General features: G+C 74.1%; 4 protein-coding genes (1 of these 4 cut by a window edge). All 4 read left to right on the top strand.

The window, feature by feature from the left end:
* Tightly spaced (each overlapping or abutting the next), the 4 genes in view from LPA41_RS13195 to LPA41_RS13180 form a layout consistent with a single transcriptional unit that may run on beyond the window.
* On the top strand, positions 1 to 7267 hold the 3' portion of the coding sequence (locus LPA41_RS13195) for a type I polyketide synthase (RefSeq protein ID WP_229070445.1). The gene continues 3431 nt to the left of window position 1, outside the view; the window shows 7267 of its 10698 coding nt (coding positions 3432–10698); the start codon falls outside the window, past its left edge; the stop codon is at positions 7265 to 7267.
* On the top strand, positions 7264 to 12153 hold the full coding sequence (locus LPA41_RS13190) for a type I polyketide synthase (protein ID WP_229070443.1): 4890 nt from the start codon (positions 7264 to 7266) through the stop codon (positions 12151 to 12153). The genes LPA41_RS13195 and LPA41_RS13190 overlap by 4 nt, the downstream gene beginning before the upstream one ends.
* A complete protein-coding gene (locus LPA41_RS13185; protein ID WP_374238155.1) occupies positions 12098 to 21499 on the top strand; it encodes a type I polyketide synthase in 9402 nt (3133 codons plus the stop codon). Before LPA41_RS13190 ends, LPA41_RS13185 begins: the two co-directional genes overlap by 56 nt.
* Positions 21492 to 26792, top strand: coding sequence for a type I polyketide synthase (locus LPA41_RS13180; RefSeq protein WP_229070440.1), 5301 nt, complete (start codon positions 21492 to 21494; stop codon positions 26790 to 26792). Before LPA41_RS13185 ends, LPA41_RS13180 begins: the two co-directional genes overlap by 8 nt.

Below are 26792 nucleotides of genomic sequence, written 5' to 3'. Positions count from 1 at the left end.
CGCCTCGGGGGCGGTACAGCTGCGGGTCCGGATCTCGCCCGCGGCGGGTGACGGCGTCCGCGTTGCGCTCGCCGACGGCACCGGCGCCCCGGTCGCCGCGGTCGGCACCCTGGTCCGCCGCGCGGTCACGGCCGGTCAGTTCACCACCCGCCACGCCGACGACCTCTACCGCATCGGCTGGCCGTCGGCGCCCCTGCCCGACGCGGTAGCGGCGGATACCTGGGTCCAGCTCGGCGACAGTTCGCTCGGACTGCCGGTGACCGGCGTACACCCCGATCCGGCGGCCCTGTCGGCGAGCCTGCCCGAGGACGCCCCGGCGCCGGGCGTCCTGATCGCCGACCTCACCCGGCCCGCCGCCCTCGACCTGGCCGCGGCCGTGCACGACAGCACCGCGGTCGCGCTGCGGCTGGTACAGGCCTTCCTGGCCGAGGACCGGCTCGCGTCGTCGCGGCTCGTCGTGCTCACCCGGGGCGTGCATGTCACCGACGACGGTGACGAGCCCGGCGACCCGGCCCGCGCCGCCGTCTGGGGCCTTCTCCGCTCGGCGCAGTCGGAGAGCCCGGACCGCTTGCTCCTGGCCGACCTGGACGACGACCCCGCCTCGCTCGCCGCGCTGCCGGCCGCGGTGGCGGCCGGCGAGCCGCAGTTCGCCCTGCGCCGCGGCGGCCTGCGGGTGCCCCGGCTGGACCGGGTCGCCGTTGATCCGGGCTCACCCGGGCTGGACCTCGGCGGCGGTACCGTCCTGATGACCGGCGGCACCGGCGCGCTCGGCCGGATCTTCGCCCGGCATCTGGTGCTCCGGCACGGCGTACGGCAGCTGGCCTTGGTCAGCCGCGGTGGACCGGCCGCCGAGGGCGCCGCCGAGCTGCGTGCCGAACTCGCCGGGCTGGGCGCCACCGTGGCGATCCACGCGTGCGACGCCGCTGACCGTGACCAGCTCGCCTCGGTACTCGCCACCATCCAGGCCGAACACCCGCTCACCGCGGTGGTGCACGCCGCCAGCGTCTCCGACGACGGCGTGCTCGAGGCTCTCACCGCGGAACGGCTGGACCGGGTGCTGCGGCCCAAGGTGGATGCCGCGGTGGCGCTGCACGAGCTGACCCGGGACCTGAGGCTCAGCGCGTTCGTGCTGTTCTCCTCGGTCGCCGGCGTGTTCGGCGGTCCCGGCCAGGGCAACTACGCCGCAGCCAACCTCTTCCTCGACGCGCTCGCCGAGCACCGCCGCGCGGCCGGGCTTCCCGCGCTCTCCCTCGCCTGGGGCATGTGGGCGGAGCGCAGTGGCATGGCCGGTCAGTTGCACGACCATCACGTCGGCCGGATCGGTCGCGGTGGCCTGGCCGCGATGACGGCGGACGAGGGGCTGACCCTGTTCGACACCGCCCTGGCCGCGGGCGGCACGCTGTTGATGCCGGCCCGCCTCGACATGGCGGCGCTGCGCCAGACCGCCGCCACCGCAGGTGTCACGCCGGTCCTGCGCGGGCTGGTGCGGGCACCGGCGCGCCGGACGGCCGGCGTGGCGTCGCTCGCCGATCAGCTGGCCGGTCTCAGCCCGGCCGACCAAGGCGTTGTCATGCTGGAGCTGGTCCGGGGCCAGACCGCGCTGGTGCTCGGCCACCCGTCCGCCGACCGGGTGGAGTCACAGCAAGCCTTCAGCGACCTCGGTTTCGACTCGCTCACCGCGATCGAGCTGCGCAACCGGATGCAGGGCGCGACCGGGCTGCGGCTCTCCGCCACCCTGATCTTCGACTATCCGACCCCGGGGGCGCTCGCCGAACATCTGCACGCGCAGGTGCTCGGCCGCCGTGCCGCCGCCCCTACGGTAGTCACCGCGGCCTCCGACGAACCGATCGCCATCGTCGGCATGAGCTGCCGGCTGCCCGGCGGCGTCCGGTCCCCGGAGGACCTGTGGCAGCTCGTCATGGAGGGGCACGACGCGATCAGCGCGGCCCCGGCCGACCGCGGCTGGGGCATCGACGGCCTGTACGGCGGCTTCGTCGACGACCCCGGCGACTTCGACCCCGGCTTCTTCGGCATCTCTCCACGGGAGGCCACCGCGATGGACCCGCAGCAGCGGCTGCTGCTGGAGACCAGCTGGGAGGCGGTGGAGCGGGCCGGGATCGACCCCACCACGTTGCGCGGCACCCGTACCGGCGTGTTCGCGGGCTCCAGCGGCCTCGACTACGCCGGCCTGCTGCAACAGGGCGAGGGCACCGAGGGCTACTACCTGACCGGCGCGACCGGCAGCGTCATCTCGGGCCGGGTGTCCTACACCCTCGGCCTGGAAGGCCCGGCGCTGACCGTGGACACCGCCTGCTCCTCGTCGCTCGTTGCGCTGCACCTGGCCGTACAGGCGCTGCGTAGGGGCGAGTGCTCCATGGCGCTCGCCGGCGGCGTGCTGGTGATGGCCACGCCCACGGGCTTCGCCGGTCTGTCCGGGCAGGGCGGCTTCGCGGCGGACGGCCGGTGCAAGTCGTTCTCGGCCGCGGCCGACGGCACCGGGTGGTCCGAGGGGGTCGGGATGCTGCTGGTGGAGCGGCTCTCCGACGCGGAGCGCAACGGCCACCGGGTGCTGGCCCTCGTTCGCGGGACCGCTGTCAACCAGGATGGCGCGTCCAACGGGCTGACCGCGCCCAACGGGCCGTCCCAGCAGCGGGTGATCCGGTCGGCACTGGCCGACGCCGGGCTGCGTGCCGATCAGGTCGACGCGGTCGAGGCACACGGCACCGGCACCGTGCTGGGTGACCCGATCGAGGCACAGGCGCTGCTGGCCACGTATGGACAGGACCGGCCCGGCGACCGCCCGCTCTACCTCGGCTCGATCAAGTCGAACATCGGTCACGCTCAGGCCGCGGCGGGTGTGGCCGGCGTGATCAAGACAGTGCTCGCCCTCCAGCACGGAACCCTGCCGCGCAGCCTGCACCTGGACGAGCCGACCGGCGAGGTCGACTGGGGCTCGGGCGCCGTGACGCTGCTCGACGCGGATCGTGCGTGGCCGGAGACAGGCGAGCCCCGCCGGGCCGCGGTCTCGTCCTTCGGCATCAGCGGCACGAATGCCCACGCCGTCCTGGAGCAGGCGCCGCCGGCTGCCGCGGCGCCACCGCGGCCCACCGAGGACCGGCCGGTACCGCTGGTGTTGTCCGGCCGCAGCCCGCAGGCGCTGCGGGACCAGGCGCTGCGCCTGCACGCCCACCTGAGCGAGCACCCCGGCCTGCGCCCGGCGGACGTCGGTCACTCGCTCGCCACCACCCGGGCCACCTTCGAGCACCGCGGCGTCGTGGTCGGCGCGGACCGGCAGCAGCTGCTGGACGGGCTCACCGAGCTGTCCCGGGAACCGGACGGCCCTCCGGTCAAGCCGGTCCGCCCGGTCTTCGTCTTCCCGGGCCAGGGTTCCCAGTGGGCCGGGATGGCACTGGCCCTGCTGGATGCCGATCCGGTCTTCCGGGAGCAAGCCCAGGCGTGCTCGGACGCGTTCGGCGAACACCTCGATCACTGCTTGATGGACGTGCTGCGCTGTGCCGACGGCGCACCGCCGCTGGAGCGCATCGACGTCGTGCAACCGGCCCTGTTCACGGTGATGGTGTCGCTGGCGGCGATGTGGCGCGCCCACGGGGTGGAGCCGGCCGCGGTGGTCGGCACCAGCCAGGGCGAGATCGCCGCGGCGTATTTCGCCGGTGCGCTCACTCTGGACCAGGCCGTCCGGGTGGTCGCCGTCCGCAGCCGCCTGGTCGCCGACCGGCTGGCGCACCGGGGCGCGCTCGCCTCACTGTCGATGCCTCGGGACCAGGCCGACCAGCTGCTCGCCGACATCGGCGGGGACCTGGTGATCTGCGGTTTCAACGGTCCGGGGCTGATGACCGTCGCCGGCGGCCACGAGTCGCTGCGTGAGCTGGTGCGCCGCGCCGAAGAGCGCGGCGACCGGGCCAAGCTGCTGCCGGCCACCGGACCTACCCACAGCGCCGCGGTCGGCGAGCTCCAGGAGGAGATGTTCGGTCTGCTCGGCTCGGTCGACCCGGCTCCGGCGGCGGTACCGCTGCTCTCCACGGTCACCGGCGAGCCGATCGACGGCACCGAACTGGACGGCCGGTACTGGTACGACAACCTCCGTGCGCCGGTGCTCTTCGAGCAGGCCACCCGGCGTCTGCTCGACCAGGGGCACACCGTCTTCCTGGAGATCAGCCCGCATCCGGTCCTCACCATCGCGGTCGAGCAGATCATCGGTGATGGTGCGGGGGCGGTCACCGCGACCCTGCGGCGCGGGTCCGGCGGCCGGGACCGCTTCCTCACCGCGCTCGGCGCGGCCTGGACGAACGGCGTGCCAGTCGACTGGACCGCCGCGTTCACCGGCCTCGACGCCCGGCCCGCCGCGCTGCCGACCTATGCGTTCCAGCGCCGGCGGTACTGGATCGAGCGGCCCCGGCAACTCGGCGACCTGGCCTCGGCCGGGGTGGACGGCACCGAGCATCCGATGCTGGCCGCCGGCGTGGAACTGGCCGGCGAGGCGGGTCACGTGTTCACCGGGCAGCTGTCCGCACGTAGCCATCCGTGGATCGCCGAGCACGGCGTCTCGGGCACGATCGTGGTGCCCGGTACGGCGTACGTCGAGATGGCCGCCCGCGCCGGCCGCGAGGTCGGCTGTGACGTGCTGGAGGAACTGACGCTGGAGGCGCCCCTGACGCTGCCGCAGCAGGGCGAGATCCAGATCCAGCTCACCGTCGGCGCACCGGACGCGACCGGCCGCCGCGAACTGGCCCTGCATTCGCGACCCGCCGACGGCAACGGCAGCCGGGTCTGGACCCGGCACGCCGGGGGAGTGGTGCGTGTCGCCGAGATCGTGGAATCGGCTGGGGATGCGGGCCTGACGGCGTGGCCGCCACCCGGTGCCACCCGGATCGACCTCTCCGGCGCCTACGACAACGCGCAGAAGCTCGGGTACGACTACGGGCCCCGGTTCCGTGGCCTGCACGCCGTCTGGCAGCGCGGCGACGAGTATTTCGCCGAGGTGAAGCTACCCGCCGAGGCGGACTCCGAGGCCGCGGAGTTCGGACTCCACCCAGCCTTGTTCGACAGCGCCCTGCAGATCACCGGCCTGCGGGCACGCCCGGAGGGCGACGACGCCGGCCGTCCGCACATGCCGTTCGCCTGGCGCGGCGTCCGGATTCACGCCACCGGGGCCACCAGCCTGCGGGTGCGGCTGGCACCGTCCGGTCCCAGCGGCGTCTCACTGCACCTGGCCGACGCCTCCGGTGGGGTGGTGGCCACCGTGGACTCCCTGGTGCTGCGCCCGATCGACCCGGAACAGCTGCGCGCGGCAGGCAAGGCGCAGAACGACGCACTGTTCCACGTCGCCTGGACGCCGGTCGCCCTCTCCACCGAAGGGTTGTCCGGCCGGCGCTGGGTAGTGCTCGGCGCCGACCCGGACGTCCTGGCCGGTGGCGGCGCCAACGTGGCTGGCATGCATGTCAGCGGCTACCCCGACCTGGCCGCGCTGGGCGCCGCGATCGACGCCGGCGTGCCGGCGCCGGATGTGGTCCTCGCCGCCTTCGGCGGCTCGGGCGTCGACGTGGCGGAGACCGCCCATCGGCTCACCCGGGACGCGCTCACCCTGCTCCAGCAGTGGACGACTGATGACCGTCCGGGTGACGCCCGGCTCGTGGTGCTGACCAGCGGTGCTCTCGCCACCCGCCCGTTCGAGGACACCCCGGACCTGGCTGCGGCGGCGCTCTGGGGCCTGGTCCGCACGGCGCAGTCCGAGGACCCCGGCCGGATAGTGCTCGTCGACGTGGACGACACCGAGGCGTCCTGGGCACTGCTCCCGGCCGCGGCCGGCGGGTTCGAGCCCCAGGTGGCGCTCCGCTCCGGCATGTCGCTGGCCCCGCGGCTGGTCGGGGCTCCTGCGCCGGCGGGCGACCCGGACCGTGCGGGTCTGGACCCGGCCGGCACCGTGCTGATCACCGGCGGAACGGGCATGCTCGGCGCTCTGTTCGCCCGTTACCTGGCGGAGCGGCACGGCGTGCGGCATCTGCTGCTCGTCGGACGGCAGGGCCTGGCGGCGCCCGGCGCCGCCGAGCTGGTGGCCGACCTGGCCGGACACGGCTGCCAGGCCGAGGTCGTGGCCTGTGACGTCGCGGACCGTGACGCGCTGGCGGCCGTCCTGGCGGCGATCCCGGTCGAGCGGCCGCTCACCGCGGTGCTGCACATGGCCGGCGTGCTGGACGACGGGCTGATCGGTTCGCTCACCGCGGAACGCGCCGACGCCGTGCTTCGGCCCAAGGTGGACGCCGCGCTGCACCTGCATGAACTTACCAAGGAGGCCAACCTCGCTGCCTTCGTGCTCTTCTCCTCGGCAGCCGGCACGTTCGGCAGTTCCGGGCAGGCCGCCTACGCCGCGGCGAACACGGTGCTGGACGCGCTGGCGCAGCACCGCGCGGCGAACAACCTGCCCGCCACGTCGCTCGCCTGGGGCATGTGGGAGCAGCTCAGCGCGATGACCGGCCATCTCGGCGAGGACGACCTCCGCCGGATGCGCGGCACCGGGGTCGCGGGGCTCACCCCGGAACAGGGTCTCGCCCTGTTCGATCTGGCCGGCGCCGTCGCCGAGCCCGTGCTGCTGCCGGTCCGGCTGGACTTCGCCACGTTGCGCGAGCAGGCGGCTGCCGGGCAGATCGCGCCCCTGATGCGCAAGCTGGTCCGGGTTGCGGTGCCCCGTGCGGTGGGTGACGCGACAGCCGGCGACGGCAACGCCCTCGCCCAGCGGCTCGGTGGCCTTTCCGAGGCGGAACGGGAACGGGTGCTGCTCGACCTGGTGCGGACGCTGGCGGCCTCCGTGCTCGGACACGCCACCCCTGAGGCGGTACGCCCGGACGAGTCCTTCAAGACCCTCGGGTTCGACTCGCTGCTCGCCGTCGACCTGCGTAACCGGCTCAACGGCGCGACCGGCCTGCGGCTCGCCCCCACCACGGTCTTCGACTATCCCAGCCCCACCGAACTGGCCCGCCACCTGCTCGGCGAGATCGTGCCGCAGGAGCCGGCGGCGAACGCGGCGCCGGTGTTCGCGGGCATCGACCGGCTGGAGACCCTGCTCGCCTCCATCGGTTCGGACGAGACGCAACGGATCCGGATCACCATGCGCCTGCACGACGTGCTCTCCCGATGGGGGGACCGGAACACCCTGGATCCCGGCGAGGAGACCGGCATCAGCCCGGATCTCGACGCTGCGAGCGACGACGAGATGTTCGATCTGATCGGCAAGGAGTTCGGTATCTCATGACCGACGAAGAGAAACTCCGTTACTTCCTCAAGCGGGTGACCGCCGACCTCCAGGAGACCAAGGGTCGACTGCGGGCGGCCGGCGCGCGGGACCGGGAGCCGATCGCGATCACCGCCGTGGCCTGCCGTTTCCCAGGCGGGGTGAGCACTCCCGAGCAGCTCTGGGATCTGGTGCTGAACGGCACCGACGCGCTGTCGCCGTTCCCCACCGACCGTGGCTGGAGCCTCGACGGGGTGTTCGCCCGCGACCCGAAGGACGAGGCTCGCGGCAACACCCTCGAGGGCGGGTTCATCTACGACATCCCGCAGTTCGACCCCGAGTTCTTCGGCATCAGCCCACGCGAGGCGCTGGCGATGGACCCGCAGCAGCGGCTGCTGCTGGAGGGCGCCTGGGAGGCGGTGGAGCGCGCCGGCATCGACATGGCCACGCTGCGTGGCACCCGTACCGGAGTGTTCGTCGGCATCGCCGGGCAGGGGTACGGCGGCAACATGTACCCGCCGGAAGGTACCGAGATCTACATCGGCACGGGTACGACCCCGAGTGTCGCGTCGGGCCGGATCGCCTACACGTTCGGGCTGAACGGACCGGCCGTCACCATCGACACCGCCTGTTCCTCCTCGCTTGTCGCATTGCACCTGGCCTGCCAGTCGCTGCGCTGGGAGGAATGCTCGATGGCGCTGGTCGGCGCCGCCACCCTGATGGCCGCGCCGAACACCTTCACCGAGTTCAGCCGGCAGGGCGGGCTCTCCTCGAGCGGCCGGTGCAAGGCCTTCTCCGCCGATGCCGACGGCACCGGCTGGGGCGAAGGACTCGGCGTGCTGCTGGTCGAGCGGCTCTCCGACGCCCGGCGCAACGGCCGGCCGATCCTCGCGGTGGTGCGCGGGTCGGCGATGAACCAGGACGGCGCCTCGAACGGGCTGACCGCTCCGAGCGGCCGCGCCCAGCGGGACGTGATCCGGCACGCCCTGATCAACGCCCAGCTGTCCCCGGCGCAGATCGACGCGGTCGAGGCGCACGGAACGGGCACCGTGCTCGGCGACCCGATCGAGGCACAGGCGCTGGTGGCCGAGTACGGCGGGGATCGCCCGGACGGGCGGCCCCTGTGGCTGGGATCGGTCAAGTCGAACATCGGTCACACCCAGTCCGCGGCGGGCATGGCCGGCCTGGTCAAAATGATCATGGCGTTGGGGCACGGCACCCTGCCGGCCACCCTGCACGTCGAGAACCCCTCCGAGTACGTCGACTGGAACGCCGGCTCGCTGGCACTGCTGCACCGTCCTCAGCCGTGGCCGCAGACCGGTCAGCCGCGCCGGGCCGGTGTCTCCTCGTTCGGGGTCAGCGGAACCAACGCGCACGTCATCCTGGAGCAGGCCCCGGAGAGCGAGCCGGTCGAGGCCGAGTGGGCCGAGCCCACGCCGCTGACCGGGCCGACAGTGCCCGTGCCGGTCTCTGGAGCGTCCGCGGAGGCCCTGCGGGCGCAGGCGGCCCGGCTGCGCGGCCACCTGGCCGAGCATCCCGACATCAGCCCGGCCGACCTGGCCTTCAGCCTGGCCACGACGCGGGCCGCGCTGAGCCACCGCGCGGTGGTCCTGGCCACCGACCGGGAGTCGCTCATCGATGGGATCGGCGCGCTGGCGCAGGGCGCCGAGCGGTCACACCTGCGGACCGGCGTCACGGACCGCAGGACCCGGCCGGTCTTCGTCTTCCCCGGCCAGGGCGCGCAGTGGGCCGGCATGGCCAAAGGACTGTGGGCGTCGTCGGAGGTCTTCGCCGCCGCCATGGAGCAGTGCGCCGAGGCGCTCGCCGGGCACGTCGACTGGTCGCTGCGGGACGTGGTGGACCGTGGCGACTACGACCGGGTGGACGTCGTGCAGCCTGTGTCCTGGGCGGTGATGGTGTCTCTCGCCCGGCTCTGGGAGTCGTGCGGCGTACGCCCCGCCGCCGTGATCGGGCACTCGCAGGGCGAGATAGCAGCGGCAGTCGTGGCGGGCGCTCTCGGCCTCGCCGACGGCGCCCGGGTCGTCGCGCTGCGCAGCCGGGCCATCCGGAGGCTCGCCGGCGACGGCGGCATGGTCTCGGTGTCCGCGCCGGTGGACGACATCGAACTCGGCGACGGACTGTCGGTCGCCGCCGTCAACGGACCCCGGTCGGTGATCGTCTCGGGTAGGCCCGCGGCCCTGGAAGCGCTGCTCGCAGCGTGCGAGGCGCGGGGCGTGCGGGCAAAACGGATCGCCGTGGACTATGCCTCACACTCGCCGCAGGTGGACCGCATCCGTGACGACATCGGCACCGCTCTGGCCGGGCTGAGCCCGCGCACCGGCGACGTGCCGTTCTTCTCCACCCTGACCGGCGATGAACTCGACACCGCGGGCCTGGACGCCGGGTACTGGTTCCGCAACCTCCGCTCCACGGTCGCCTTCGAAACCGCCGTGCGGGCTGCCCTGCGCGCCGGCCATCGAGTGTTCATCGAGGTCAGTTCGCACCCGGTGCTCGGCATCGGGCTGCAGGAGACGGTCGAGGCAGCGGTCGGTGACGCCGTCCTGGTGAGCACCCTGCGCCGTGACGAGGACGAGGCGGCGCGCTTCGCCGCTGCGCTGGCCGACGCGCACCTTGGCGGTGTCCGGCTGGACTGGCCCGCCGTGCTGGCCTCGCACCGGCCGCGCCGGGTCCGGCTGCCCACCTACGCCTTCCAGCGCCGCCGCTTCTGGATCCACGACGACGCGCCCCTGCCGCCGCCGCTGCCCGCCGCCGGTACGGCGGTGCCGGACGACCCGTTCTGGGCCGCCGTGGACAATGACGATCTGGACGCCCTGACCGGACTGGTGCAGGCCACCGACGACCCCGGAGCCCGGGCCGTCCTCGGTGACGTGCTGCCGTTGCTGTCCGGATGGCGCCGGCGGATCCGCGAGCAGGGCACCTCCGACGACTGGCGCTACGAGGTGACCTGGCGCCCGTCGCGGGCGTCGGCCCCGATGCCACGGGGCACCTGGCTAGTGGTCGTCCCGGAGAGCCATGCCGGAGACGGCACGGCGGGTCACTGCGCCGAGGCGCTGGCCGCCTGCGGCGCCGAGGCGATCTCCCTGGTCGTCGCGGCCGGCGAACTGGACCGGGCCGAACTGACCGCACGGCTTCGCGGGACGCCCGCCGTCGCCGGGGTGCTGTCGCTGCTGGCCCTGGACGACCGGCCCCACCCGGACGAGCCCGCCGTGCCGCGTAGCCTGGCCGGCACTGTCGCGCTGGTGCAGGCACTCGGCGCGGCAGGGATCGACGCGCCGCTGTGGTGCCTGACCCGCGGTGCCGTCTCGACCGGCCCCAACGACCCCCTGACCGCGCCGGCGCAGGCAACCGTCTGGGGACTGGGCCGGGTCGCCGCGCTCGAGCACCCGGACCGGTGGGGTGGGCTGATCGACCTGCCGGCCATACTCGACAGCCGCGCCGCGGCCCTGGTCGTGGAGGCGCTCAGTGGCGCCGGCGGCGAGGATCAGCTGGCGGTGCGGCCGGGCGGTGTCTTCGTGCGCCGGCTGGACCGCCGCCCGCTCGGCGGACGTCCGCCCGCGCGTTCCTGGAAACCGCGTGGAACCGTCCTGGTCACCGGCGGCACCGGTGCGCTGGGCGGGCAGGTGGCCCGCTGGCTGGCGTACGGCGGCGCCGAGCACCTCCTGCTGGTCAGCCGCAGCGGCGAGCGGGCGCCGAACGCCGATGCCCTGCGGGCCGAGCTGACGGCGCTCGGCCCGGCGGTCACCATCGCCGCCTGTGACGTCGGCGACCGGGAGGCCTTGCGGGCCGTGCTCGACGCCGTGCCGGCCGATCTACCGCTGACCGCTCTGGTGCACACTGCCGCAGCGCTCGACGACAGTCTCATCGACGGCCTGGACGTGCCCCGGCTCGGCCGGGCGCTGCACGCCAAGGCAGCCGCCGCCTGGAACCTGCACGAGCTCACGGCGGACCGGGAACTGGACGCCTTCGTCCTGTTCTCCTCGTTCGGCGGCATCGTCGGCACGCCCGGCCAGGGCAACTACGCTCCGGGCAACGCCTACCTCGACGCGCTGGCGCTGCACCGCCGAGCGCTCGGCTTGACCGCGACCTCGGTGGCCTGGGGTGCCTGGGGTGGCGGCGGCATGGCCGAGGGCGACTTCGGCGCGACGCTGAACCGGCACGGCCTGCGGGAGATGGACCCGGCGCCGGCCACAGCCGCGCTGCACCGGGCGATCGAGCAGGACGAGGCCTGTGTGCTTATTGCCGACATCATCTGGGAGCGGTTCGCGGTGGCGTTCACCGCCACCCGGCCGAGCCCACTGCTCGCCGACCTGCCGGACGTGCGGGAGCTGGCCGGGGCGGACGGGGCGGCCGGGCCACCCGGTGCCGAACCGAGCCGGCTGCTCCAGGAACTGGCCGGTCGTACGGAGGCCGAGCAGCGCGGTGTGCTGCTCGAGATGGTTCGCGGGCAGGCGGCCCAGGTGCTCGGCTTCGGCGGACCCGAGGCGGTCAGCGCGAAACGGGCTTTCCAGGAGCTGGGCCTCGACTCGGTCACCGCTGTCGAGCTGCGCAACCGGCTGAGCGCGAAGACCGGGCTGCGGCTGCCGGTCACCCTTGCCTTCGACTACCCGGCTCCGGAGCGGCTCGCCGCCTTCCTGCGCGAGCAACTTGTCCAGGACGGCGAGACGGCGGTGGTGACCGCGCTCGCCGAACTCGACCGGGTCGGGACGGTGCTGGGTGGTGTGACATTCGACGACACCGGCCGGGAGCGGCTCGCGCAGCGGCTCACTCAGATGATCACTGAGCTGAGGGGCGACGGCGACGAGGCCCCGGCGGTCGGCGCGACCATCGAGGGTGCCTCGGACGAGGAGATGTTCGAACTTCTCGGCAAGCGCTTCGGCATTTCCTGATCGACCGACCGAGGGAACCGGGATGACCAACGAAGAGAAGCTCCGCTACTTCCTGAAGCGCGTCAGCACCGACCTCGACGCCGCCCAGGCGAAGCTGCGGCAGCTCGAGGCGCAGGCCACCGAGCCCATCGCCATCGTGGGGATGAGCTGCCGGTTCCCGGGAGGCGTCCGATCGGCCGACGACCTGTGGCACCTGGTCGACTCGGGTACCGACGCGGTCGCGGCCTTCCCGGGCGACCGGGGCTGGCCGGACCTGGTGTTCGGTGCCGCCACGTCGTACCGGCCGGAGGGCGGGTTCCTCTACGACGCCGGTGACTTCGACGCGGACTTCTTCGGCATCTCACCCCGCGAGGCGCTCGCCACCGATCCGCAGCAGCGCATCCTGCTGGAGGTGGCGTGGGAGTCGATCGAGCACGCCGGCATCGACCCCGAGTCGCTGTGGGGCACCCGGACGGGTGTGTTCACCGGTACCAACGGGCAGGACTACGCCGCGCTCCTGATCGGCACGGAAGGACTGGAGGGCTACTTCGGCATCGGCAGCGCCGCGGCGGTGATCTCCGGCCGGGTCGCGTACTCGTTCGGCCTGGAGGGCCCGGCCATCACGGTCGACACCGCGTGCTCCTCCTCGCTCGTCGCGCTGCACCTCGCCGGACAGGCGCTGCGCCAGGGCGAGTGCACGCTGGCCCTGGTCGGCGGCGTGACGGTGATGGGCACCCCGAGCATGTTCGCCGGCATGGGGGCGCAGAACGGTGTGCTGGCCGCCGACGGCCGGTGCAAGTCCTTCGCCGACGAGGCCGACGGCGCCGGGTTCGCCGAAGGCGCCGGCATGCTGGTCGTCGAGCGACTCACCGACGCGCGGCGGCACGGGCACCGCGTGCTGGCCGTGGTCAGCGGCTCCGCGGTGAACCAGGACGGCGCCTCCAACGGGCTGACCGCGCCGAACGGACCCGCACAGCGCCGCGTCATCCGAGCCGCGCTGGACGCCGCCGGGCTCACCCCGGCGCAGGTCGACGTGGTCGAGGCGCACGGTACCGGCACCACGCTCGGCGACCCGATCGAGGCGCAGGCGCTGCTGTCCACGTACGGCCAGGACCGGGACCGGCCGCTATACCTCGGCTCGGTGAAGTCGAACATCGGGCACACCCAGGCCGCCGCCGGCGTCGCCGGGATCATCAAGATGGTGCAGGCCATGCGGCACGACACGTTGCCCGCCACCCTGCACGCCGACCGGCCGTCGTCCCGGGTGGACTGGTCGTCCGGAGCGGTCGAGGTGCTCGCCACCAGGCGGGACTGGCCGGCCTCGGGCGTGCCGCGCCGGGCCGGCGTCTCGTCGTTCGGCATCAGCGGCACCAACGCCCACATCATCCTCGAGGAGGCGCCGGCCACCGAACCGGCCGTCGAGCGGCCCCCGCCGCCGGTCGTGCCGTGGCTGCTGTCGGCGAAGTCGCCGGCTGCTCTGACCGCGCAGGCCCGTCGACTGCGGGAGTACGTGGATGACACCGCGCCGGACCGGCGGGATGTCGGCGCCACCTTGGCGTCGCGGTCCGCGATGGAACACCGCGCGGTCGTCGTCGACGACGACGGGTTGTCCCGGCTCGCCGCCGGCGAGCCCGGCCTCACGCTGGTGCGCGGGACCGCCCGCGCGGACCTGAGGCCGGTGTTCGTCTTCCCCGGGCAGGGCTCCCACTGGCCGGGAATGGCGGCTGGGCTGCTTGACACGTCAGCGGTCTTCACGGCGGCGCTGGCCGAATGCTCGGACGCGCTGGAGCCGTACCTGGACTGGTCCGTGGCCGACGTGCTGCGGCAGGCGCCGGGCGCGCCCACCCTGGACCGGGCGGACGTGGTGCAGCCTGCCCTGTGGGCGGTAATGGTCTCGCTGGCCGGCCTCTGGCGTTCGTACGGCGTCGAGCCGGCTGCGGTGGTGGGCCACTCCCAGGGCGAGGTCGCCGCCGCGTGCGTCGCCGGTGTGCTGTCGCTGGCGGACGGCGCCGCGGTGGTAGCCCTGCGCAGCCGGGCGCTGCGGGCGATAGCCGGGCTCGGCGGCATGCTGTCGGTGGTGGACACCGAGCCGGGCGTCCGGGAACGGCTGGCGGGGTACGGCCGGCGGCTCGCGGTCGCCGCGGTGAACGGCCCGCGCTCCGTCGTCGTCTCGGGGGACGTGGACGCGCTGGCGGAGTTCGAGCGTGAGCTGTCCCGAGCACGGGTGATGCGGTGGCGGGTGCCCGGCACCGACTTCGCCGCGCACTCCCCGCACATCGAACGGCTCGAGGACGAACTCGCCGTGACACTGGCCGGGATCACCCCGCGTCCGCCGCGGATCCCCATCTACTCGACCGTCGAGGGGCAGCCGGCGTTCGACGGCGACTACTGGTTCCGCAACCTGCGCTCGACAGTGCTGTTCCAGGAGGCCATCCAGGCGACGATCGCGGACGGCCATACCGTCTTCGTCGAGGTCAGCGCCCAGCCGGTGCTGACCTCCAGCGTCCAGGACACACTGGCGGAGCAGGACGTGACCGGGCATGCCTTCGGGACGCTGCGGCGCGACGAGGACGACACCGGCCGCTTCACCGCCGCCCTCGGCACCGCCTGGGCGCACGGCGCCGCGGTGGACTGGTCGTCGACGTTCGCCGGCGGCCGGACGGTGGACGTGCCCACGTACGCCTTCCAGCGTCGCCGGTACTGGCCCGAGCCCGGCGGCATGATGGCGCCCCGGCCGGCCACCTTCGACGAGGCGTTCTGGAACGCTGTCGACAGCCAGGACCTGGACGTCTTCGGTCTCGCAGGCGACGTACCGGTGAGTGACGCGCTGCCCGTGCTGGCCGCCTGGCGGCGGCAGCGGGAGGAACGGTCGGTCCTCGACTCCTGGTTCTACCGGCTCGACTGGCGCCCGGTCGCGGTGCCCGAGGCCCCGGCGCGCTCCGGGACCTGGTTGGTGGTCGTTCCGGCCACCCGCGTCGACCACCCGCTGGTCGGCGCGGTCGCGGCGGCTCTGGGCGACGCCCGGCTGCTCACTGTGAACGGCGACGGCCTGGACCGTGATGAACTGCTGAGCAGGGTCTCCGCCGCCATCGCCGAGATACCCGCCCTCGGTGGCGTGCTGTCCCTGCTGGCCCTGGACACCGACCCGGTTCCGGACTCGCCGTCGGTCCCGATCGGGCTGGCCGCCACCGTGACCCTGGTGCGGGCGCTGGGCGACGCCGGCGTCGCCGCGCCGCTCTGGCTGGCAACCCGAGGTGCCGTGGCGGTCCGCGCCACGGAACAGGTCGCCAGCCCGGCGCAGGCGGCCGGCTGGGGGCTCGGCCAGGTGGTCGCCCGCGAGCGGCCGGACCGCTGGGGCGGCCTCATCGACCTCCCTGCGGAACTCGACGACCGCGCTGCCGCGCGCCTGCGGGCGCTGCTCGGCGGCGGCACCGGGGAGGACCAGTTGGCCCTGCGCCCGGGCGGCGCCTTCGCCCGGCGGCTGATCAGGACGGCGGCGCCGGCGGCGGACCGCTGGGAGCCGCGTGGCACGGTGCTGGTCACCGGCGGCACCGGTGCACTCGGCGGCCACGTGGCGCGCCGGCTGGCCGCCCGCGGCGCGGAGCACCTGTTGTTGGTGAGCCGCAGCGGGCCGGCCGCGCCGGGCGCGGACACGCTGGCGGACGAACTTCGCCGGACAGGTGTCCGGGTCACCGTCGCGGCCTGCGACGTGGCGGACGCCGGCGCCCTCGCCGAGTTGCTCGCCACGGTGCCGGAGGACCTCCCGCTGACTGCCGTGGTGCACACCGCCGGTGTCCTCGACGACGGTGTCCTCGACGCGATGGACGCCACTCGTCTGGACCGGGTCTGGCGGCCCAAGGTGCAGGCCACGATGAACCTGCACGAACAGACCCGTGACCTGGACGCGTTCGTGCTCTTCTCCTCGCTCGCCGGCACCATCGGCAACGCGGGCCAGGCCAACTACGCTGCCGCGAGCGCCTGGCTGGATGCCTTCGCCCAGCGCCGCCGGGCCGACGGCCTGCCCGCGACCTCGATCGCCTGGGGACTCTGGGGCGGCGCCGGACTCGCCGCCGACCCGGTCGTCGCGGCCCGGATGCGACGCGGTGGCACACCTCCGATGGAGCCGGAGCGCGCCGCCGAGGCCCTCGGTGCCGCGGTCGACCGGCCCGGCGCCGGTGGCTCTGACGCCCATCTCGTGGTGGCCGCCCTGGACTGGGATCTCTTCGCCCCCGGAATGCTGGCTGGCGGGCTCGGGTCGCTGATCGCCGATCTGCCCGAGGTACGTGCCCTCGGTGAACGCGCCGGCCGGCCGGCGGTGACCGACCCGGAACCGGACTCGGCGCGGGACCGGCTCGCCGGACTGCCGGCTGCCGACCGGCGGCGGGAACTGCTGCGGCTCGTCCAGGAGCGTGCCGCGCTGGTCCTGGGACACGAGTCGGCCGACGCGCTGCCGTCAGATCAGCCCTTCCGTGACCTCGGCTTCGATTCCCTCACGGCAGTGGAGCTGCGTAACCTGCTCGCCGCCGACACCGGGCTGATGTTGGCCACCACCGTGGCGTTCGACCGGCCCACCCCCGAGGACCTGGCGGCACACCTGTGCGACGAGCTCTTCGGTGCCGACGCCCAGGACGACGGGCTACCGCCGGTGACCGCGGGCGACGCCACCGAGCCGATCGCGATCATCGGGATGAGTTGCCGCTTCCCCGGCGGCGTCCGGACGCCCGAGGAGTTCTGGGAGCTGCTGTCCGCCGGAACCGACGCGATCACTCCGCTCCCCGCCGACCGTGGCTGGGCCGACCTGGGCATGCCGGTGCAGGCGCCCCCCGGCTCGCCCACTCCGGCCGGCGGCTTCCTCGCCGGCGTGGATCTGTTCGACGCCGGCTTCTTCGCCATCTCACCCCGCGAGGCGCTGGCGATGGACCCGCAGCAACGGCTGCTGCTGGAAACTTCCTGGGAGGCGTTCGAGCGGGCCGGCATCGATCCCGAGACGGTGCGCGGCGAGCGGGTGGGCGTGTTCGCCGGAACCAACGGCCAGGACTACGTCGGCCTGATGATGCGGGCCGAGGAGAACGTCCAGGGTTACGTCGCCACCGGCAGCGGCGCCAGCGTGGTGTCGGGCCGCATCGCCTACACCTTCGGGCTGGAGGGCCCGACGGTCACGGTGGACACCTCCTGCTCGTCGTCCCTGGTGGCGCTGCACCTGGCGGCGCAGGCACTGCGACAGGACGAGTGCACCATGGCGCTTGCCGGGGGTGTCACGGTGATGTCCACCCCCGGTGTCTTCCTGGAGTTCGGCCAGAAGGGCGTGCAGTCGGCGGACGGGCGCTGCAAGGCGTTCTCCGACGAGGCGGACGGTACCGGCTGGGCCGAGGGCGTGGGGATGCTGCTCGTGGAGCGGTTGTCCGACGCGCGCCGGCTCGGGCACCCGGTGCTCGCCGTGGTACGCGGTTCCGCGGTCAACTCCGACGGTGCCAGCAACGGCCTCACCGCACCGAACGGCCGTGCGCAGCAACGGGTCATCCGGCGCGCGCTTGCCGTCGCCGGGCTCACCGGTGCCGACGTGGACGCCGTGGAGGCGCACGGTACCGGCACCCGGCTGGGCGACCCGATCGAGGCGCAGGCATTGCTCGCCACGTATGGCCAGGACCGCGACCGGCCGCTGCACCTGGGGTCGGTGAAGTCGAACATCGGGCATACCCAGGCCGCGGCCGGGGTGGCCGGTGTGATGAAGATGGTGCTCGCCCTGCGGCACCGTGAGCTGCCGCCGACGCTGCACGCGGAAACACCGTCGACGCACGTGGACTGGTCGGCGGGGTCGGTCCGGCTGACCAACCGGCGCATGCCGTGGCCGGATTCCGGACGGCCGCGCCGGGCCGGTGTCTCGTCGTTCGGCATCAGCGGCACCAACGCCCACGTCGTCATCGAGGAGGCGCCGGCACCGGATCGGGCCCAGCCGGCTCCGGCCGGCGCCCTCCCGATGGTGCCGTTGATGCTGTCGGCCCGGTCGGGGCCCGCGCTCGCCGCTCAGGCCGGTCGCCTGCGCGATCATCTGCGTGAGCATCCGTCGCTGAGGATCGCGGACGTCGGGATGTCGCTGGCGGTGTCCCGGGCAGCCCTGCCGCACCGGGCCGCGGTGCTCGGCACCGGCACCCCGGAGTTGCTCGCCGGGCTGGACGCCCTGGCCGGCGGCCGGTCCGCGCCCGGCGTGCTGCTCGGCACAGCGGACTCGGGCCGTACCGCCGTGCTCTTTTCCGGCCAGGGTTCGCAGCGCGCCGGCGCGGGCACCGGGCTGTATGACGCCTACCCCGTGTTCGCCGACGCCTTCGATCTGATCTGCGCCGAGTTCGACAGGCACCTGGACGTGTCCGTCCGCGACGTCGCCCGTACCGACCAGGACGCGTTGGACCAGACCCGGTACGCCCAGGCCGGGCTCTTCACCCTCGAAGTAGCGATCTTCCGGCTCCTGCAGTCGTGGGGTGTGCGGCCCGACTACCTGCTCGGCCACTCCATCGGTGAGCTGGCCGCGGCACACGTCGCCGGAGTGCTCGACCTGCCGGACGCCGTACGCCTGGTCGCTGCCCGCGGCGAGCTGATGCAGGCGCTCGCGCCGGGCGGTGCGATGGTGGCGGTGGAGGCGGCCGAGGATGAAGTGGTCCCGCTGCTGACCGACCGGGTGTCGATCGCGGCGGTCAACGGCCCACGCGCCGTGGTGGTCTCCGGTGACGAGGACGCGGTGGCCGCGCTCGTCACGCAGCTCGGCGACCGGCGGACGAAGCGGCTGCGGGTCAGTCATGCGTTCCACTCGCCGCGGATGGACCCGATGCTTGACGCCTTCCGCGCGGTCGCCGCCGAGCTCACCTTCCGGCCGGCGGCGATACCGGTCGTCTCGGGTGTGACCGGCCGGCCGGTTCCGGCCGAGGAGTACGCCGACCCTGGCTACTGGGTGCGGCAGGTGCGGCAGGCGGTGCGGTTCGCCGACGGTGTCCGCTGGCTGGACGGGCAGGGCGTCACCGCGTACGTCGAGGTGGGACCGGAGGGACTGCTGGCCGCGATGGCACGGGAGTGCCTGACCGGGATCGGCGCGACCACCCCGCCCGCCGTCCTGCCCACGCTGCGCCGCAACGCCGCCGAACCGTGGACGGCCGGTGCGGCGCTCGGCGAGCTGTCCGCCCGGGGCCGGCCGGTGGACTGGCCCGCCTTCTACCGACACTCGGGCGCCTCGACCGTGGACCTGCCCACCTACGCGTTCCAACGGGAGTCGTTCTGGCCGAACCTCAGAGGCGCGGCGCCGGTCGCGCCCGGACCCGGCGACGGCGACGACCTGTTCTGGTCGGCGGTCGAGCGCGGCGACCTCGCCGGTCTCGGCGAGGACCTCGACCTCGACCTGGACCAGCCGCTCGGCACGGCGTTGAGCACGCTGTCCGGCTGGCGCCGCGGCAACCGTGACCAGGCCCGCATCGACTCCTGGCGGTACGGCGTCACCTGGCGGCCGGTCCGGGTACCCGAGGCGGAACTCGACGGCACCTGGCTCGTCGTCACGCCGCCCGGCCACGATCCGCTGCCCGGTCTGGACGACGCGCTGGCCCGGGCGGGGGCGACAGCGGTGCGGGTGCGCGCCGGTGACGATCTCGGCCGTCTACCGGCGCCCCGGGGGGTGATCTCGTTGCTCGCACTCGCCGCACCCGGCGCCGACCCGGTCGTTCCGCCCGGTCTGGCGGCCACGCCGGCGCTGCTGCGCGCCCTGACCGCTCTGCCCGCGGCCGCGCCGCTCTGGCTGCTCACCTCCGCGGCGGTGAGCACGGGCCCTGGCGACCCGCCGGTGGACCCGGCCGCCGCGCAGCAGTGGGCCGCCGGTATGGCGATCGCACTGGAGCACCCGGATCTCTGGGGCGGCCTGGCTGACCTGCCGGCCGATCCCACGGACACCGACCACGACCGGCTCTGCCGCCTGCTGTCCGGAGGGACCGGCGAGGACCAGGTCGCGATCCGCTCCGCAGGCGTGCTGGCCCGGCGGCTGAGCCGGCGCCCGGCTGGCCGGCCGCAGCGAACCTGGCGACCGACCGGCGCCGCCCTGGTGACCGGAGGCACCGGCGCGCTCGGCGCACACGTGGCACGCTGGCTGGCCGACAACGGCGCCGAGCACCTGATCCTCACCAGCCGGCGCGGCGCGGCCGCCGCCGGCGCGCCGGAGCTCGCCGACGACCTTCAGGCCCGTGGCGCACGGGTGACCATCGCGGCCTGCGACGTCGCCGATCACGCCGCGCTGGACGCGCTCGTCCGGGAGGTGCGTGCCACCGGCGAGCACATCACCACGGTGGTACACACGGCCGGCGTGCCCGGCCACGACCCGCTGATCACTTCCGAGCCCGAGGATCTGGCCGCCGTGATGACGGCCAAGGTGGCGGGCGCGGCGAACCTGGACCGTGTCCTCGGCTCCACCGACCTGGACGCGTTCATTCTGTTCTCCTCGGCGGCAGGGGTCTGGGGCGGTGCCGGGCAGTCGGCGTATGGCGCGGCCAACGCCTACCTGGACGGGCTCGCAGAGCGCCGCCGCGCCGCCGGTCAGCCGGCCACCTCCGTCGCCTGGGGCGGCTGGGCCGGCGACGGCATGGGCGCCGGGGCCGCCGTCGAGGTGCTGAACCGCCGCGGCCTGCCGCCGATGGATCCGCGGCTGGCCGTCGAGGCGCTGGTGCAAGCGGTCGGGCACGGCGAGACCACGGTGGTGGTCGCCGACGTGGACTGGGACCGGTTCGCGCCGGCGTTTGCCTTCGCCGGCCCGAGGCCGCTGATCGGCGACATTCCGGAGGCGACGGCCGCGCTCTCCGCCGCCGCGCCCGCCACGGGCGGCACCTCGGCGCTGCGGGACCGGCTGGCGTCGTCGTCCGAGGCGGAACGTCGGCGAGTGATTCTCGACATCGTCCGCACCGAGGCCGCGACAGTGCTGGGGCATCCGTCGGCGGCCACCGTCGAGGCCGACCGTGCCTTCCGCGAACTGGGTTTCGACTCGGTGATGGCGATCGAGTTCCGTAATCGGCTGACGGAGGAGACGGGGCTGACGCTTGAAGCCACGATCATCTTCGACGAGCCGTCCCCTGCCGAACTGGCGGCCCGTCTGCTCCGGGAACTCTTCCCGGACGTCGCGGACGACCCGGGCGGCGGCGAGGAGGAACGAATCCGTGCCCTCCTGAGCACGGTGCCGATCGGCCGCTTGCGGCAGGCCGGTCTGCTGGACGCGCTGCTGGAGCTCGACGGCGCCGGCCTGGTGCGGGATGGCGCGGAACCCGCCGGCCAGGCCGACGACATCCGCGCGATGGACGTGCAGGACCTGGTACGCATGGCGATGAACAGGGGGACGACCGGTGAGTGAGGCGCGGGTGCACGAGGTCGTCGAGGCGCTGCGGAGTTCTTTGCTGGAGAACGACCGGCTGCGCCGGCAGAACCAGCGGCTCGTCGACGCCGCCACCGAGGCGGTCGCCGTGGTCGGCATGAGCTGCCGGTTCCCGGGCGGCGTCGAATCGCCCGAGGACCTGTGGCGGCTGGTAGCCGACGGCGCCGACGCGATCGGCGGCTTCCCCGAGGACCGCGGCTGGTCTTCCTGGTTGCCGCCGGGCAGCGCCGCCGTGGCGGGTCCGGTGCCGCAGGGCGGGTTCGTGCACGACGCGGTCGCCTTCGATCCGGCGGTCTTCGGCATTTCGCCGCGCGAGGCGCTGGCGATGGACCCACAGCAGCGGCTGCTGCTGGAGGCCACCTGGGAAGTCCTGGAACGAGCCGGTCTCGACCCGTACGGCCTGCGCGGCAGCGCGACCGGGGTGTTCGTGGGCGCGTCGCCGTCCGGCTACGACTCCGGGATGTTCGGCGACGACCCGGGTGGCGCGGACAGCTTCCGGATGACCGGCACCGCCACCAGCGTGCTCTCCGGCCGGCTGTCCTATGTGTTCGGATTCGAGGGGCCGAGTGTGGTGATCGACACGGCGTGTTCCTCGTCCCTGGTCGCACTGCATCTGGCCGCCCAGGCGCTGCGCCGCGGTGAGTGCTCGCTGGCCCTGGCCGGTGGAGTCACGGTGATGGCCAGCCCGGCCGCCTTCGTCGAGTTCGGCAAGCAGGGCGGCGTCGCCGGTGACGGCCGGTGCAAGTCGTTCGCCGACGCGGCCGACGGCACCGGCTGGTCGGAAGGCGTCGGGATGCTGCTGGTGGAGCGACTGGCCGACGCCCGTCGCCACGGGCACCGGGTACTCGCTCTGGTCAAGGGCTCGGCGGTCAACTCCGACGGCGCCTCGAACGGCCTGACCGCGCCGAACGGCCCGTCACAGCGGCGCGTCATCCGGGCGGCCCTGGCCGACGCGGGACTGACGGCGGGTGAGGTGGACGCGGTCGAGGCACACGGCACGGGTACGCCTCTCGGCGACCCGATCGAGGCGCAGGCGCTGCTCGCCACGTACGGCCAGGACCGTGACCGGCCGCTGTATCTGGGTTCGGTCAAGTCAAACCTCGGGCACGCGCAGGCCGCCGCCGGCGTCGCCGGGATTATCAAGATGGCCATGGCGATCCGGCACGGCATGCTCCCGCGCACCCTGCACGCCGACCCGCCGTCCTCCCACGTCGACTGGTCCTCGGGCCGGGTGTCCCTGCTCACCGAGCCGATCGGCTGGCCGGTCGCCGACCGTCCGCGGCGCGCCGCGGTCTCCTCCTTCGGAATGAGCGGCACCAACGCGCACGTGATCTTGGAGGAGGCGCCGCCCGTTCCGGAGCCGCCGGCGGGCGTTCCGGCCCTGACCGGCGCAGGGATCCCTTGGCCGCTGTCCGGGCGCACCCCGCAGGCCCTGCGCGCGCAGGCCCGGCGACTGCGCGACCATCTGGCGGCGAACCCGGCGGACGCCCGCGACGTCGGGTTTTCGCTCGCCACCCGGCGCGCCGCGCTCGAACACCGGGCGGTCGTGCTCGGCGAGGGCCTGTCCGAGCTGGCCGGCGACGAGCCGGCGGCCACCGTGTTGCGGGGTACAGCGGCCGCCGCGCGTCAGCCGGTGTTCGTCTTCCCCGGCCAGGGCGCGCAGTGGGCCGGGATGGCACAGCGGCTGTCGTCGGCGTCCCCAGTTTTCGCCGCCGCGATGGCGGAGTGCGAGAAAGCGCTGTCGCCCTACGTGGACTGGTCGTTGCAGGAGATGGTCGACGAGCCTGACTTCGAGCGGGTCGATGTCGTACAACCGGTCTCCTGGGCCGTCATGGTCTCCCTCGCGCGGCTGTGGCAGGCCTTCGGCGTCGAACCGGCCGCTGTCATCGGACACTCGCAGGGTGAGATCGCGGCGGCCTGCGTGGCGGGCGTGCTCACGCTGGACGACGCCGCCCGGGTCGTCGCGGTACGCAGCCGGGCCTTGACCGCGCTGGCCGGGCACGGGGGCATGCTCTCGGTCGCCGCGCCTGAGGACGAGGTACGGGCATGGCTGCCCGTCGACCTCTCGATGGCGGCCGTCAACGGGCCGTACGCCGTCGTCGTCTCCGGCCCGGCGACGTCGCTCGCGGCGCTGGAGTCGGACTGCGCGCGCCGTGCGGTGCGGACCCGGCGGGTGCCGGTGGACTACGCCTCGCACTCCGAGCACGTCGAGTCGCTGCGGGCGGAGCTCGCGGCCGGTCTCGCCGGCCTGCCGGCGATGCCGGGTGAGGTGCCGGTCTATTCGACGGTCGAGGCGGACCCCTCGTTCGACGGCGAGTACTGGTATCGCAATCTGCGGTCCACGGTGCGGTTCCACGACGCCACCCGGGCGGCGATCGCCGACGGGCACACCGTCTTCCTCGAAGTCAGCGCGCATCCCGTGCTGTCGGCCGGCGTCCAGGACACCCTTGACGCTGCGGGTGTAGCCGGGCACGCGTCCGGGACGCTGCGCCGGGACGAGGACGACGCCGTACGCTTCGTCACCGCGCTGTCCACCGCCTGGGTGCACGGCGTAGCGGTGAACTGGGCGCCGCTGTTCGCCGGGGCGCGGCCGGTCGAGCTGCCCACCTACGCCTTCCAGCGAAGCCGTTTCTGGCCGGACGCGCCGGCGGCGCCAGGGCCGGTGGCCGCCGGCGACCCGTTCTGGGCGGCGGTCGGTTCCGGTTCGGCAGAAGCCGTCGCGCGGACTCTGCGACTGCCGCCAACGGACGAGCCCGCTCTGCATCAGTTGTTGCCCAGCCTGCTGAACTTCGCCCGGGAGACCCGGGTCCGCACCGACGTCGAGCCTTGGCGCCACCGCGTCGAGTGGCACCCGCTGGACCTTCCCGCGGCGGACACCGCCCCGGACGGAACCTGGTGGGTGGTCCGGCCGGCGGACGGTGACGACGTGCTCGGGGACGCGGCCGAGATGCCCGCGACGATGGTGCCGGTGCGCTGGGGGAGTGCGCTGCCGGACACTCCGCCGTCCGGGGTGCTGTCGCTGCTCGCCTCGGTGTCCGAGACGGTGGCGCTGCTGACGGCGCTGGGCGAACGCGGTGTCGGGGCGCCCCTGTGGTGCGTGACCCGCGGTGCCGTCCAGGCCGGGCCGCACGACGCCGCGCCTGATCCGGACGCCGCCGCCCTCTGGGGGCTCGGCCTGGTCGCGGCACTGGAACATCCCGACCGCTGGGGTGGTCTGCTGGACTTGGCCGGTTCCCCGGACTGGCACCGCATCGCCGCTGTCCTCTCTGCCGGTGACGGCGAGGACCAGATCGCACTCCGCCCGGCGGGGACTTTCGCTCGCCGGCTGGTGCCGGCCCCGGACCGGGCCGACGAGCCAGGCACGTGGCGCCCGACCGGCACGGTGGTGCTCAGCGGCGCCATGGTGAGCCGCTGGGCGCCGATGGTGCGGTGGCTCACTGATGGCGGTGCCGAACATGTGGTGGTGATGGCGGCCGACGACCACGCCGTCGAACTGCCGGCCGATCTGCGGGCACCGGCGGCCCCCGTCACCGTCGTGGCAGGCGAGACCCCGCCGGCGCTCGCCGCCCGGCTCGCCGGGGAGGGGCACCGGATCACCACGGTCATCCACGACTCCGCCGCACCCAGCGCGGCCGCCGCACTCTCCGGTGCCGACCCGGCCGGTCTTGCCGAGGCCGTCCGGGCCGAGGTCGCGCCGGTCGCCGAGTGGGACCGGGTGTTCGCCGACGCCCCGGTCTCGTTGGTCGTGCTCACCTCGACCGCCACCACCTGGGGCAGCGGCGGCTTCGCGGCCCGGGCCGCCGCGGGTGCGGCGGCCGAGGCGCTGGTGCGGCGGCGCCGGGAACGCGGCCGTCCGGCTGCGGTGATCGCCTGGCTGCCGTGGGCCGGGGACACCGCCGCCGACGAGGCGCTCCGGCGGCGCGGGCTGCGCCCGCCGACCGCCGAACCGGCCCTGGCCGCCCTGGAGTGGGCGCTGCACAACGACGACGTGGCCGTGACGATCGCCGATGTGGACTGGGAACGGTTCGCGGCGACCTTCACGGTTGCCCGTCCCAGCGCCCTGCTCTCCGCGCTGCCGGCGGTCCGTGCGGCCGGCGACGCGGCGGCCGGTCCTGGCGCCGGGGACACCGAGCTGCGGCAACGCATTCTGGCCGCGGCGCCGGCGGAGCGGCGCGCCCTGCTCACCGACACCGTGTGTACCCATGTCGCAGCGGTCCTCGGACATCCGTCGGCCGACGCGGTGTCCGCGGAGGCGCCGTTCCTGGCGCAAGGTCTGGACTCGGTCACCGCCGTGGAACTGCGCAACGCGTTGCGGGAGGCACTCGGCCTCGCCCTGTCGCCGACGCTGATGTTCGACCACCCCACGCCGGAGGCGCTCGCCCGGCACGTCGGCGAGCTGCTGACCGGTGCGGCGGACGGCGAGGGCGGCGCCATGGCCCCACCCGGGGGCGGCGGCATTCTGGGCGAACTCTTCCAGTCGACGATGAACGCGGGCCTGCCTGCGGAGTACTCCCAGCAGTTGCTCGCCCTGGCCGCGTTCCGGCCCGCCTTCGACGAGCCGGAGAAGCGGACCGGCGCACCCGGCATCATGCGGCTCGCGGCGGGTGGCGACGCACCTGCGCTGATCTGCTGCTGCACGGTCGCGATGGGCTCGGGTTTCCACGAGTACGCCCGCCTCGCCGCCGGATTCCGCGGCATCCGGGACGTCTACGCCCTGACTCACCCCGGGTTTGCGCCGGGTGAACTCATGCCGGCGAGCCTGGACGTGCTGATCCGCTCGCACGTACGCACCGTCCTGGACGTCGTCGGGGACGGCCCGATCGTGGTCAGCGGGCACTCGGCGGGGGCCATGTTCGCCAACTCGCTGGCCGCCGGGCTCGCGCGAGCCGGCCGTCCGCCGGTCGCTCAGGTGTTGCTGGACAGCTATCCGGTCGGCAGCGAGGTCCTGGCACGGTGGTTGCCGGAGATGTTCAAGGGGATGTCCGAGCCGGACGGCCAGTACACCCCGATGGACGATCACCGGATCACCGCCTGGGCCGGCTACGTGCCCCTGCTCGACACCTGGCAGGCCGCCGACGTGCCGGTTCCCACCCTGCTCGCCCGCGCCGACACGCCGCTGGGGGAGTGGCCGGACGAGCACGGGTGGCGCTCGCTGTGGCCGTACGCCCACGAGGAGGTCGACGTGCCCGGTGATCACTTCACGATGCTTGGCGACGGCGCTCCCGAGGTCGCGCGCAAGGTCCAGGAGTGGCTCTCCGAACGGGGCTGCTGA

The sequence above is a fragment of the Actinoplanes sp. DH11 genome, from assembly GCF_020873875.1.
In the GTDB taxonomy this organism is placed as follows: Bacteria; Actinomycetota; Actinomycetes; order Mycobacteriales; family Micromonosporaceae; genus Actinoplanes.
This window is presented reverse-complemented; position numbering and strand designations above follow the sequence as displayed.

Excerpts from the sequence above, each read along its gene's own strand:
- LPA41_RS13190 (WP_229070443.1), top strand. The coding sequence starts at position 7,264 with ATGACCGACGAAGAGAAACTCCGTTACTTCCTCAAGCGGGTGACCGCC.